Consider the following 13,687-nt stretch of genomic DNA (forward strand, 5'->3'; position numbering starts at 1 on the left):
TGGTGGAACAGAACGCCGCACCTTGAGAGTTGGTATGCCTCGTTTTGCGAAGTACGAAGAGGGCGACGAACCGGTCGAAGGGTATCGGTTGGTGGATTTCCTCGGCGCGGGGCAGTTCGGCGAGGTGTGGAAGGCCCAGGAGATTGCCACCAAGAAGCTGGTCGCCATCAAGCTCATCGACCTGTCGCACAGTTCCAGCGCCTTGAAGGAACTCAAGGCCCTCAACCTCGTCATCAACCTCAACCACCCGAACCTCGTCCCGATCTTCACGGCCCGCCTCAAGGACAAGAACGGCAAGGAGATGCCGCTCAACAAGGCCGAGGAGATCAAGCAGAAGGGCCAACTCCGGGAACTCGTCATCGCGATGGGTCTGGGCGAGCGGAGCCTGTCCGCGCGGTTGAAGCAGCTGAACCCGGACGGCACTTCCCCGGACGACTTCCAGGGCATCCCGCTGGAGGAACTGCTCGGGTACATGCAGGGGGCGGCGAAGGGGATCGACTACCTCAACAAGGCCGACCACGGGCTGGCCATCGGCGACGGGCCGATCATCCACTGCGACATCAAGCCGGACAACATGATGATCGTGTCCGGCGAGGTGCAGATCGCCGACTGCGGCGTCGCCGTCATTATCACCCCGGACGCCCGCCAGACGAAGGCCGCCGGCTCCCCCGCGTACAGCGCCCCGGAACTGACCGGGAACAAGCCGGTCCCCGGCACGGACCAGTACGCCCTGGCCATCAGCTATTACGAACTCCGCACCGGCAAGCTGCCGTTCGACGAGCAGATGGGGCAACTGTCCATCATGCTCGCGCACGCCGAGGGGCGGCTCGATTTCAGCAGCCCGGTCATTTCCGAAGACGAACACAAGGTCCTGCGGTGGGCGACGGCCGTGCAGCCGCGGAACCGCTACCCGTCCTGCACGGAGATGGTCCGGCAGCTCGTCCGCGCGACCGAGGGGCTGCCGCCGCTGGAGCCGGGCAAGGTCGTGGCGAAGGCGGCGAGCGTGGCGGTCGCGACGCCGCGGCCGCGGGCCGTCGATCCGGGCGAGGTTCGCGCGACGCCGCAGTTGCCGGTCCAAGACCCGACGCCGCCGAAAGGGTCCGCCGGGTTGGACCCGTTCAAGAGCACCGACGACGTGACGTTCGAGCTGCCGCAACCCGCGGAGGAACTCCGCGGCACGGTGATCCCGGACTCGGGCCGGTTTCTGCCGCCGAGCGACCCCAACATCGCGTTCCCGGCGACCGCCACGCCGAGCGGGACGAGCGGGCAGGAGACGCGGAAGTCCAACTACGAGTCGTTCTCCGAAATCCTCATCCCGACGACGCCGGAGGAGAACTTCGGGGCGGAGGAAACGATTACCCCGCCGCCCGCGCCCCCGCCGCCGGTCGCGGCGTCCGCCGAATCGCTCGGCAGCCTGGGCACGATCAACATCAGCCGGCCGCAGATCAACCTGGAACAAGACGACCCGATGGGGCAGAAACTCGGGGCGGTCGGCCTCGACCCCGAGATCGCGAAGATCATCAAGGAGGGCCGTGCGTCCACGCCGGTCAAGCAGCCGGCGGCCCGCACGCCGCCCGTGCCGTCCGGGAACCGCCCGCCGTCGAACCCGGTCATCGTCCCGCCGACGACGCCGGGCCGCAAGTCCACGCAGTACCCCCGCGAGACGCCGGAGGAGGAACAGTCGCTCCCGCCGTGGCAGAAGGAAGAGGAGCGGTCCCTGCCCCCGTGGGCGAAGGAGGCCGAGCGGGAACGGCAGAAGGCGCTCTCGCAGTCCAGCCTCCCGGAAATGCCGGCCGCGTCCTGGAAGCCCCCCGCCCCGGCCCCCGCCGGCGGCGGGGTGATGAAGTACGTAGCCGGCGGGGTGATCGGCGTCGGCCTCGCCGCCGGCGGCGTCTTCTTCGCGCTCTCCGGCCCGTCGTCGTCCTCGAACACGGTGGTGACGGTCCCGCCGTCGCCGCCGCCCCCGCCAAACGTGACCCCGGAAGCCGTTGACCCGGCGAAGGTGCAGGCCGTCAACGCCTTTATCGCGAACAAGGACTTCGACGCGGCCGAGAAGGCGGCGAAGGAGCTGACCGCCGGCGTTTACCAGAAGCTCCAGGACGAGTGGCGGGACCAGATCGCGAAGGGCCGCCAGACAATCGTGCCGGTCAAGACGCTCGACGAGAAGATTCGCGACATCGACGACCTTATCAAGAAGGGCGACGCGAAGTCGCTGACCGAGGCCGAGGCGCTCGCGCGGGCGCTGCCCGACGAGGCGAAGGCGCGGCGGGAGGCGTTCCTCAAAACCGTCGCCGACGCCCGCCAGATGGCGGCCGACGACGGGCTGACGGCGAACCTGAAGGCGCTCGAAGACCGGCCGGCCGGCGAAATCCGGCCCGCCGCCCAGTTGGTCATCAACCGGTACACCCTGCCGGCCCAGCAGAAGGCCATCGGCAAGAGGCTGATCGCCATCGGCGAGAAGAAGAAGGAGCACCGCGGCCCGATCACCGAGGTCCTGACCGACGAGGACCGGTTCTCCATCTTCGTGCCCGACGCGACGGACCGCCGGCTCGTGTTCGCGTGGCGGGCCGACGACCTGCAAGCCCGCGCCGCCGCGGTCGTGGGAAACTTCGACGCCCTGGCCGCGGCCGACGACGCGACCCGCGGGGTCAAGGTGACCGACGCCCGGAAGGCGGTCGCGGACCTGTCGAAGGCCATCGCGGATGCCGGCAAGCCGTTCGGCACGGCCTGGGACGCGGCCGCGGTCCCCGCGGCCGTCGGCAAGCTCAAGGCCGTCGGCGAGGCGTGGGCCGCCGCCCTCTCGAAGTCACCGGACGCGGTCAAGGCGCTCGGGGCATTCCTGACCGGCGACGCCCCGCCCCCGGCGGCCGTCCCGATGGCGCGGGAATACTTCCGGCTCGCCGCCGACCGGGACGACGCGGTCGCGAACGTCCGCAAGGTCCGCGACGCTTCCAAGAAGTGGCCGGGCGTCTCGGCCGCGGACCGCAAGGTCATCGACGGCCTCTACCAGGCCGCGCTCGCCGGGTACGCCGTCAAGCAACTGGCGTCCAACGAGCCGAACCTGGCCGCGCTGAAGGCGGACCTCGGGGACGAGCCGGCGTTCGGGTGGACGAAGGCGGTCGCCGCTGAGGCGGCGCTCGGCGAGAAGAAGCCGGCCGACGCGCTCGCGCTGCTGAAGGAAGCCGACGACCCGAAGGTGACGGACGACACGGCGGCGGACCGGAAGGCGTACATCGGCTACCTGCGGGGCCTCGCGGCCGGCAACGCCACGGCGGCCGACGCCCTGGCCGCGGCGTTCGAGAACCCGGCGAGCTTCCTGGCCACCCCGCGCCGCAAGCAGGCCGCGGCCGAGGTTCTCGCCGCGGTCGCCCTGAGTGGGCTGGACAAGAAGCCCGCGAAGCCGGAGGCCCCGTTCGCGAAGGGGTGGAACCCGTACCCGAAGAGCGAGAACGCGTACCGCTGGCTGGGCAAGGCTTACGACTTGGCCGGCGCGGCCAACCCGAACTGGGGGCTGCACCTCGCCCTCCTGGCCGACACGGCCGCGGGCAAGGACGTGGTCCGGAAGTGGCTGACCGAGGTGCCGGTGGACGAGCAGAAGATCGCCGAGGACGACCTGCCGGTCGCGCTGGCGTACTTCCGGCTGAAGGGGGAGGACGCGCGGCTGTCCGACGACCTGCGGGTCGCCGCCTACGCCGCCGGCACGCGGCTGGCCTTCCGCTACCTCGATTCCACGCTCGGCGACTGCCCGACGCAGAACGACGTGGCCGACCGCGACGACCTGATCCTGCCGAAAATTCAAAACCAATTCTGGGGGCCGGGGCTGCAACTGGCCGGCGGCCGGGCCGCCGACCGCGCGGCCCTCCGGCTCGGCCCGATCCGGGCGAAGGTGCTGGCGACCACGCCGAACGAGGATTTGCTGAAGCAGCACGGCCAGGAACTGGGTACCGCGATCGACGCCCTGCCAGAGGACCACCCGGACCGCGGTACGGCGCTGGGGCTGAAGGCACACCTCGCCAGCGGCCAGTTCCTGTCGGGGGCGGCGTTCTTGAGGGACGCCGGGGGGCAGGCGAAAGAGGACGCATGGAAGGCGATGTTGGACGACGCCCGGGCGTCGGTCCGGGCCGACCCGGCGAACCTGTACGGCAACCGCGTCCTCGCCTACGCCGGCATGTCCGAGTACAAGAACGCATTCACCCAGGTCCCGTTCGTCGCGCCGGACGGCCGGCTGAAGGCGTCGCCGTTCCTGGCGGGGGACCCGAACGTGCCGAAAATGGCCGAGGCGTTCCGGGCCGGGTGCGACGCCCTCGGGAAGCGGAAGAACTTCGGCTTCTGGTTCGTCCGCGGCGTGTTCCACTTCATCGCCGCCAACGACTTCGCCCGCGCCGGCGACCCGGACACGACGAAGAAGTACCTGGCGGTCGCGAAGGCGTCCGTCGAGAACGCGATGGCCCAACGGCCGAAGAAGCGGTTCGACGACCCGAAGACGCTCGCGTGCGTCCTCGAGGACATCGCGTGGCTGACCGGGGAGGACGCGGCCGAGAACTACCGGAAGGCGTACGCCCTGCTCGGCGACGCCAGCCCGCCGACGAGCGACCGGGTGAAGTTCGACGGGCTGGTCGATCGCGCCCGGTGCACGATCCGCGCCGCCCGCTACGGCCACCCGCAGGCGCCGGAGCGGATGGCGGAGGCCCTCCGGACGCTCACGGCGGTCGAGGAGGACGCCAGCCCCGACGCCCGGACGCACGTGCCCTCCTCGAAATACTGGCGGGCGATGGCCTACCGCACGGCGGGCAAGTACGGGGAGGCGGACGCCGCGTTCGCCGAGGCGGCCACCGCCGCGGCCGCGACGGCCCCGCAGTGGCTCCCGCTGATCTACGTCATGCGGGCCGAGAACGCGCTCGACGGGGCCGACAAGGCGGCCGCCGCCAAGACCGTCCGCGACCAGGTCGCCCTGCTCCGGGAGTTGGCCCGAACGTCCGCCGTTTACGAACTGCAGTTCGGCTACGTACCCGACTACCTCCTCGGCCGACTCGACCTGTTGGACAACGACACCCGGTCCGCGTCCGAGCACTTCTCGGCGGTCTACACACTTCTGACCCGGAACGCGGACGCCCCGACGTTCCGGACCGAGGTGTCCGCGGGGCTGAAGGCCGTCGCCTTCGAGCTGACCGAGTGCAAGGACCGGCTGACGGCCCGCGATGTCGCGGACCGGAAGGCGCTACTCGCCAAGCTGGTGCAGCGGTTCGGGTGGGTGCTCACGCCCGCCGAGGCCGCCCTCGTCAACCGCGCCAAGTAACCCACGTCCCCCCGCCCGTCCCGTTTCCACATCGGCGTCCGTCTAACCTGCCAGCCCGAAACTCCCGGTCTAACAGGGAGTGGCGAAGGTGTGCGGGTTGTGCCGTCCCCACGGCTTGTAGCGATTCTTCTAAATCACTGAACTTTGAGGGATGCCCGCCCGATTTAGCAGGTAAGAACCGGCGCAGTGTGATTTCTGGAGGAGCCGATGAAACGCCTACGCTGCAAATGGGTCGCGGGCTGCATCGCGGTATCGGTGGCATCGACGGGCGTGGCGACCGGGCTGGAACCGCTCCGGCTGCCGAAGGTGCTGACCGGCTCCCGCGCGCCGGCCCCGGCCGAGCCGGCCGCCCCGAACGGCCCGATCCAGCTCGTGCAGCGGGACGAGGTGGACCTGCCGGCCCCGACGCAGCCGCAGGCCCCGGTCGCGCCTGCCCCGGCCCCCGCCCCGGCCCCCGCCCCGGTGACGCCGTCGGCCGGCGGGTCGTCCAGCACGGTCAACGTCAACTCCGCCCCCGAACCCGGCCAGTCGTCGGTCGTGCAGGCCGGCGGGCAGACGCCGGCGCAGGCGCTCAACGCCCCGGACCTCGGCGGGCTGCTGGCCAAGTCCGACCAGGCCACCGGCGTCGAGGTGCAGCGGCGGAACTCGATCATCAGCGACCCCCGCCTCCGCGGCCTCCGCAACGGGCAGTACTACGCCCTCGGCGACGGCGTCCCGTACTTCCCCGGCCGGCTCGACCTCGACACCCCGGTGTCGAAGTTCTACCCGGCGATGGTGAAGGACGTGCAGGTCATCCGCGGGCCGTACACGTCGCTGCTCGGCCCGGCCCTCGGGTTCATCAACATCAACACCCTCGACTCCCCGCGGGCGCGGGAGGGCCGGGGGACGGAGTACCACGGCGTCTCGTCGTTCGGCTACCAGACGAACGGCGAGCAGTACAACGCGCTGCAGGTGGTGACGGCCGCGGGCGCGAACTGGGGGTTCCGCGGCAGCTACAACGTCCTCCAGGGGAACGACTACCGGGACGGCGGCGGGAACAGCATCCCGAGCAGCTACAACGCGAACAACTTCAACGTCGCCCTCGGGTACGACATCTCCGACGCCCTGTCGTTCGAGTTCAAGGCGCTGCGGTCGTTTCAGAACAACATCGAGTTCCCCGGCCTGTTCTTCGACATCGACGCGTCCGACACCGAGGCGTACAACCTCCGGCTGATCGGGCGGAACGTCGGCCCGTTCGACGTGTTCACCACCGACATGTGGTACAACGCCACGACCACGTCCGGGAACACGACGCAGGGGGCGAAGCAGGCGTTCGTGAACCGGCTGATCAAGTTCGCGTTCGAGGAGCCGTTCATCCAGACCGCCGCCGGCGGCATCGACCGGTCCCGGCTGCAAGGGTTCGAGTTCATGGACCGGTCCACCACTCGGTTCGCCGAACGGTCCCTCGGCTACCGGTTGACCGGGCAGTGGGGGAACGGCAAGGACGAGGCCACGATCTACACCGGGACGGACCTGAACGTCTTCGGCCAGGGGCTGACCGAGAACATCGTCTTCCAGCAACTCGCCGGGCCGAACATCATTCAGACGGTCCCGGCCACGCCGGCCGGGGTGCTGCCGACGATCAACCAGCAGCAGTCGATCCCGAAGTCGAACAGCCTGAACCCCGGCATCTTCCTGGAAGCCATGATCCCGGTCGGCGAGACGTGGAAGTTCAAGACCGGCGGCCGGCTCGACTACGTGCGGACGAGCAGCAACGCGCGGGCGATCACCGGGAACGTGGACATCTTCGGCCAGCCGCAGAGCCTCGGCGTGGCGGCGGCGCAGAACCGGCTGACCATCGACCCGAGCATCTACTCCGTGGACCCGTCCCCGATCAGCCGGTTCCCCGGCGACGTGGACCCGGCGTCCCGGCAGCTCGACCGCGACTTCGCGCTCTACTCCGGGTTCGCGACCGTCGAGTACAAGGTGACCGACGCGTCCACCCTGTTCCTCGGGTACGGCCACGCGGAGCGGGCCCCGACGCTGACGGAACTGTACTCGGCCGGCCCGTTCATCGGCGTGCTGCAACAGGGGACGAGCCGCCTCATCGGCGACCCGAACCTGGCGAAGGAACAACTGAACCAGTTCGACGTGGGCCTGCGGTACGACACCGACTACCTGAAGTTCGGGATCAGCGGGTTCTACGCGTTCATCAACAACTACATCACCTACGACGCCAACCGGGTGTCGCAGCTCGGCCTGTCGCAGGTCGTGTTCACGAACACGAACCTCGCCACGCTGGCCGGGACGGAACTGTACCTGCAAGCGCGGGCGACGCGGTGGCTGTCCCCGTTCGCGACCCTGAGCTACGTGCAGGGGATCGACCAGACGCACGTGGACAACCGCCGCGACACGGTGTTCACGGCCGTGGACGCGAACGGCACGCCGTTCACCAGCCGGCTGAACAGCAGCCGGCGGAAGGACCCGACGACTGGGGCGTTCGCGACGGACACGGAGCCGCTGCCGCAAATCCCGCCGATGGAGACGCGGCTCGGGTTCCGGCTGCACGGGGTCGAGGACAACCCGACGTGGCAGATCGAGTTCTCGACGCGGATCGTGAACGGCCAGAACGCCATCGCCGCGAGCCTCGGGGAGCAGCGGACGGCCGGGTTCACGACGTTCGACATCCGCGGGTACTGGCAGGTGAACAAGAACTTCCTGGTGACGGCGGGGGTTGAAAACATCGGCGACAAGCTCTACCGCGAGCACCTCGACCCGATCGCCGCGAACCTGCTCCAGGCGGGGACTGGGGTGTCCGTGCCGGTGGTGTTCCGGCCGGGGACGAACTTCTTCTTCAACACGCAGTTGACGTACTAGCCAATCCGGGGGGGTAGTACGCGGTACTCAGTACACGTTAAGAAACGAACCGGGCCGACGGAATCCGTCGGCCCGGTGCATTCGTAGGGCGGGTCAAGGCTTTGCGCCGACCCGCCGCACCTCCAGCCGGTTCGGCAACTCTTCGATGTGGTTGCGGCCCCCCGGCGGGTCGGCGCAAAGCCTTGACCCGCCCTACAAGACCGGACCCGATCCGCGCGGCCAAGAACTGAATCAGACCTTAAAGAACTGCAAGTACACGACTCCGCCGGAGATGGCGAGCAGCAATACGGCGGCGACGTACAGCAGCCCGGCCCACTGCTTGTACGACCGGTCCTCGACGAGCGCCTCGGCGGACCAGCTGACGGCGCTCTGCGACTCCGTCAGACGTTGGAACACGCCGGCGACGAACGCCTGGTGCCGCTCGTCCCGGCCGGTCGCGGCAAGGTAGCACCCGGCCACGAGCGGCAGCGCCGCCGGCGTGTCGCCCGGCACGGCCGTCGGCTCGACCGGCAGCCCGCGGGCGAGCAGCCGGCCCAATCGCGGGCCGCGCATGTAGAGGTCGTGCAGGAACTGGAACAGCCGCTGGTTAAACGTCGGCACGAACAGGTTCGTCCCCCGCTGCTCCGGCGGCCACTCCAGCCGCAGGTACTTCACCACCCACACGGCCAGCACGTTCAGCCGAATCCAGTTCGCGGCCTGCTCCATAACGCCCGGCACTTCTTCCGGCGGCCGGTCCGGGACGAGCGGCAATCGTTGGCCGATCCGGCTCCGCAGGGCCTCCTTCGGGAACCCGCGGCGGAACTCGTCGAACCCGCTCGCTTGTTCCAGGTCGCACACCATGACGAAGTGCGCGTACCGCTGGCGGAACGTCGTGCGGGCGACGGCGAGGTCGGTGGCGAGGACGCTGAGGGCGGACCGGCAGAGTTCGTCCGTCTCGAGCGCCCCCCACGGGACGAGGACCATGACGCCGTTGAGCGGGCACCACGGCCGGCGGTCGCGGGCGATCAATCGGCACAGGTAGCCGAGCCGCCGCGGGCCGACGCTGAGGATTTCGTTCGACAGCGTCAGCCGCTTCACCCCGCCGCCGGCCTTCGTCGCCTGGATCATGTCGCCGAGTTCCCGCAGCCGGGCGTCCTCCTCGGCCGTCAGCGGCCGGTCGCTCTGGAGTTGCAGCAGCCGGTAGAACTCTTCCTGAATCTTCTCGTCCACGCCCTGCAGCGCCTGGCCCGGCGTGATCGTCGCGCCGGGGGCCGTGCCGTCGCCGGCCTCGAAACTTCCGGCCGCTTCGGGCGACGAGAGCGCGGTGCAGAACGTGCCCCACGTCGAGGCGTCCGAGCAGCAGACGAAGATCGCGTCCCGGCCGGCGAAGACGCGGATCGGCGAGGTCACCGCGAGCGGCGCGCGGACTTCGATCTTCTGGCCGGACGCGAGGAACAGGGCGTCGTCCCCGCCGGTCGGCTTGCCGATGACGAGGTACAGCGGGGCGTCGCCGAGCTGGATGCCGGTCTGCGCGAGCCGGCGGACGGCGTCGTCCCACGCCGCCTCGATGTCCGGGAACTCGGCCGCGTCGCCGCGGTTGAGCAGCCGCCACCAGAAGTACCCGAGCCAGCTGAGGACGTAGATCAGCCCGAAGACGAGCGGCAGGTACCACTGCTGGATGAACGTCGTGCCCTTCGTCTTCAGCAGGTCCTGGACGAACCGCTGCTTGTTGAGGTACCACAGCCCCCAGACGATGACGGCGACGAGGATGACGTGGACGAGGAACTTGACCCACTTCGGCCACGTGCGGAAGTCGGCCGCCTCCGCGAACATCGGCAGGACGAGGCCGACGAGGCCGCGGATCCACGTCACGAGGCTGGACAAGAAGTGAACGATTGTTTCCATCGTTGCCCGGAAGTGAGGGGTACTCGGTACTCGGTACTCGGTACTCGGTACCGTGTACCCGGCCCGCGGCCGGCGCGGGAAAGCAACGCTAGTCGGTTCGCGACAGGTACTGCGCCAGGATCGCCGCGCCGACGAACAGCCCGGCGGCCAGGACGAGCATCAGCACCCGGCCGGCACTGCGGAACCGGTCGCGGCCCCGAAGGGCCGGCACGTTCGTCTTCAGCCCGAGGTCGGCGGGCAGCCGGAACTCCTGTTGGTGCGCCGTGATGACCCGGCGGCGGACCCGCTCGACCCACTCCGGCGGGTTCACGATCCGCGGGTCGCCGCGGAACCCGAGCATGACGCACCACAAGTACGCCTCGACCGCCTCCGCGCCGGGCCGCTTCTCCGCCTGGTCCGCCTGCACCCAGAACCGCCACGCCCGCTCCTGCGCGCCGCCGTACAGTTCGGCCTCCAGTGACTTCTCCCGCCACCGCCGGGACCACTCGGCGTTCGCCGCCGACACGTCGCTGATGAAGATTTCGTCTAACCAACACGCCAGCGCGTACCGGACGCCGAAGAAGTCCCGGCTGTCCACCGGCACCGGCCGCGGCAGGTTGTCGCCGTAGTCCGGGTGGCCGCGGACCGCGCCGTCGGCCCACAGCATTTGCTTGAGTTTCGCGTTCTCGGCGTCGAGCAGGATGCTCTCGCCCTGGATGACCCGCTGCTTGAGCGACAGCCCGTAGGCGAACACTTCGAGGACGTGGCTGGTGAGGTCGTTGGCCATGCGCGGGGTCCGGCGTCAGCCTTTGGGGGGGATGATGTACAGGGTGAACCGCATGATCGGCGGCTGCTTGCCGGGCTGCCCGCGGAGCTGCACGTCCCGCTTCCCTTCCAGGTCGCCGCTCAACAGCCGCTCGTTCAGCCGGACCGCGACCTTGCGGGTCGTCTTCACGAACGGCCACTCGTCCGGGCTGCGCTCGATCGAGAAGTACGTGTCCTTCCGGGTGATCGGCAGCACCTTCGGCGGGTTCGGCTCGAACCGGAACACCATCCCCCGGTGGCCGAGCGAGTACACCTCCTCGACCCGGTTGCTGGACGCGATCTTCATGTTCATCTGCCCGCTCGTGAGCAGGGCGATGACCTCGGAACTCGACAGGTTGGACTCGACGCCGATGTACATCTGCCACCCGTCGGCCAGCCACGGCTCCTCCATGTCCACCTGCATCCGCAGGCCGTTCCCGGTGAACGGCCGCTGCTGGAACTTCCGGTCCGCGCCGATCATGTTCAGCAGGTGGTCGAGCAGCCGCTTCAGCTCGAAGAACCCGCGGCCGAGGTCGTCGTGGTCGTAGTCCACCAGTTCCGGGCAGGTCCGCTCGCTGCCGAAGATGGCGAGTTGGCCGACGAGCCGGCAGAGTTCGGTGAACGCGTGGATCGGATGAATGCCGTCGGTCCGGGCGAGCAGCCGGGTGACGGACGCGGCCTCGTTCAGGATGCGGACCTGCTCGAACATCATCCGGGCTTCGGGGTCCGTTTCCTGGAACGTGATGCTCCGGTCCCGGACCAGCCCGCCGAGGTCGCGGACCAGCGTGCCGATCTTGTAGTAGACCGGCTGGAGAATGTCGTTCCGCAGTTCCGGCCACGCCTCGCACGCCAGCACCGGCGGGATGAACGCCCGGTCGAGGATCGGGGCCGTGTCGCCTTGCAGGGACCGCGTCAGCCGGGCGATGGGGAGCGTCTCGTACCCGGCCGGGTCCTGGCCGGAGAGCAAGAGCGTGAGGTTCAGCCGGCGGTACTGGAGCGGCCGCTCGTTCTTGCCGTCGTTCTCGTCCGGGACGCGGGCGACCGTCTCGACGAGGAACCGCTTGTCCTCCTCGTTCGGCCCGCCGACGTTCACCCGGCCGACCTCGAGCGTCGGCACGGCGAGCATGACCTCGACGAGGTTCTGCTGCTCGAACGCGGCGTGCAGGTCGAGTTCGCGGAGGTTGCAGTCCTGGGGTACGCGGACGATGGTTCCGTCCCGCATCCGGGCCTGGAGGGCCGGGACGACGAACCGGTAGTTCTTGAGCGCGTTGCGGTCGATGTCGATGCGGCGGAGGCCCCAGTTGTACGGCGCGTCCCACCGGCTCGATTGGCGGGCGTAGTCGCTCCAGTACCGGTCGGCCGCCTGGAAGTGGTGCGGGCGAAGGAACATCCCTTCATGCCAGTACACTGGTAGCGTGCGCATGATTCGTCCCGTGGCCGCCCGGTGTCCCGACGGGGTGCTGCTTCCGTAGGTATACCCGACGCCGAACGGCGGGTGAAGGGGCGACGGGGCGACTTCCCGAACCGGCCGTCGGGCGGATTCCGGTTCGTATCATGGTAGCAATTGAGCCTACCGGGTCCGCCGGGCCGTACTCCCGCGAGGAGTCTACGGCCGGTCTCGGCCCGTGGATTGCGACGTTTTGCCCGCCCCATCACCGAGTTCGGACATGACCGAAGCCGACTGGTTCAAGTTCCACCGCCCGGACGAGATGCTGGACCACGCGGAGCCGCGGTTCACCCCCCGGCGGTGGCGGCTGCTGGCGGCGGCGTTCCTCCGCCGGCGGTGGGACCTCGTGCCGGAGGGGAAGCTGCGGGAGGCGGTCGAACACGTCGAACTTAACGCGGATGCCGTCTCTGCCGAGGACGCGGCCCGGTGGGCGCAGGCGATAGAAGACGCCCGCCCGGAGTTGGCGGACCGGGCCGTCGCCGAGACACAAGCGCTGGTCCGGGCGGCGACGATGGAAGACATCGACGAGCCGGTGCTGACGCGGCCGAACCAGATCGCCCCGGCGTTCCCGCTGTTCGTGGCGGCGAGCCGGTACGCCGAGCAGGCCGTCGCGTCGGCCGGACAGCCGGTGGAACTGGCGGTACAGGCGGTGCAGGCGCTGTTCGCCGAACCGGGCCGGGCGGCGGCGATGCGGGCGGCGAACCGGATCGAGGACGCGCTCCTGGCGCGGGCGGCGTCGGCGCGGGCCGTCTCGACGGCGCTGCGATTGAAGCAGCAGGCGGACGAACTGGCAGACGCGGCCGCGGCCGCGAAGAACAAGCGGCTGGAGCAGGCGAAGGCGGAGGAGATCGTCCGCCGGACGCAGGAGCAGGACGACAACCGCATCCAGGACGAGGACGCGGCCGACCGCGCCGTGCGGAAGGCGCTCGGCCGGTTCCTGCACGAGCTGGTCGGCAACCCGTTCGGCGACTACCAGTTCGACGACAAATGGCGGACGGAAACGGTCGTCGGCTTGGCCCGCGGCATCGAGGCCGACCGGGCGTTCGACCGGATGCCGATCCTGGCCGACGCGCTCTTGGACGCGGACTGCGACTCGGAGGCGGTGTTGCGTCACCTTCGGGGTACGGAGAAGCACACGACGGAGAAGGCCGTCCACGCCCGCGGGTGCTGGGTGCTCGACCGCATCCTGCGGCCGGACGACCCGCTGTTCGGCGGCAAGCCGGAGGCGAAACCGAAGCGGAAGAAGAAGGCGTGATTTGTAGGGTGGGCCGAGTCTTCGAGGCCCGGCCGTTTTTGGCTTTGTTCCCTCCCCCCTTGGGGGGGAGGGTTAGGGAGGGGGGTAAGCCTTTTCCTCCCGGCGAGGATTGCGTCGGAGGGAGGAAGCTCGGGGGGCGCCCCCCCCCCCCCCCCCCCCCCCCCCG

Annotated in this window: 6 protein-coding genes; 3 read left to right on the forward strand and 3 right to left on the reverse strand. The window is 69.6% G+C overall.

Annotation, left to right across the window (positions count from 1 at the left end):
* The first annotated feature begins 34 nt into the window (after window positions 1-34).
* Window positions 35-5,296, forward strand: coding sequence for a serine/threonine-protein kinase (locus AC5JJ2_RS15530; RefSeq protein ID WP_495858918.1), 5,262 nt, complete (start codon window positions 35-37; stop codon window positions 5,294-5,296).
* Between the two features lie 207 nt (window positions 5,297-5,503).
* On the forward strand, window positions 5,504-8,152 hold the full coding sequence (locus AC5JJ2_RS15535; RefSeq protein ID WP_495858919.1) for a TonB-dependent receptor: 2,649 nt from the start codon (window positions 5,504-5,506) through the stop codon (window positions 8,150-8,152).
* 231 nt (window positions 8,153-8,383) lie between these two features.
* Here the strand turns inward: AC5JJ2_RS15535 and AC5JJ2_RS15540 are convergent, their stop codons facing one another.
* The 3 genes from AC5JJ2_RS15540 to tssK form a co-directional block, all read right to left on the reverse strand.
* Window positions 8,384-10,036: a type VI secretion protein IcmF/TssM N-terminal domain-containing protein gene (locus AC5JJ2_RS15540; RefSeq protein WP_495858920.1), complete on the reverse strand. Its 1,653-nt coding sequence runs from the start codon at window positions 10,034-10,036 to the stop codon at window positions 8,384-8,386.
* Between the two features lie 88 nt (window positions 10,037-10,124).
* On the reverse strand, window positions 10,125-10,802 hold the full coding sequence (locus AC5JJ2_RS15545; RefSeq protein ID WP_495858921.1) for a DotU family type IV/VI secretion system protein: 678 nt from the start codon (window positions 10,800-10,802) through the stop codon (window positions 10,125-10,127).
* Between the two features lie 15 nt (window positions 10,803-10,817).
* Window positions 10,818-12,242 carry a type VI secretion system baseplate subunit TssK gene (gene tssK / locus AC5JJ2_RS15550; RefSeq protein ID WP_495858922.1) on the reverse strand — a complete coding sequence of 475 codons (1,425 nt, stop codon included), beginning with the start codon at window positions 12,240-12,242 and terminating at the stop codon, window positions 10,818-10,820.
* 244 nt (window positions 12,243-12,486) lie between these two features.
* On the opposite strand from tssK, the gene AC5JJ2_RS15555 reads away from it, so the two are divergent.
* Window positions 12,487-13,521: a hypothetical protein gene (locus AC5JJ2_RS15555; RefSeq protein ID WP_495858923.1), complete on the forward strand. Its 1,035-nt coding sequence runs from the start codon at window positions 12,487-12,489 to the stop codon at window positions 13,519-13,521.
* Window positions 13,522-13,687 lie beyond the last annotated feature (166 nt).

This window comes from Limnoglobus sp., assembly GCF_059499385.1.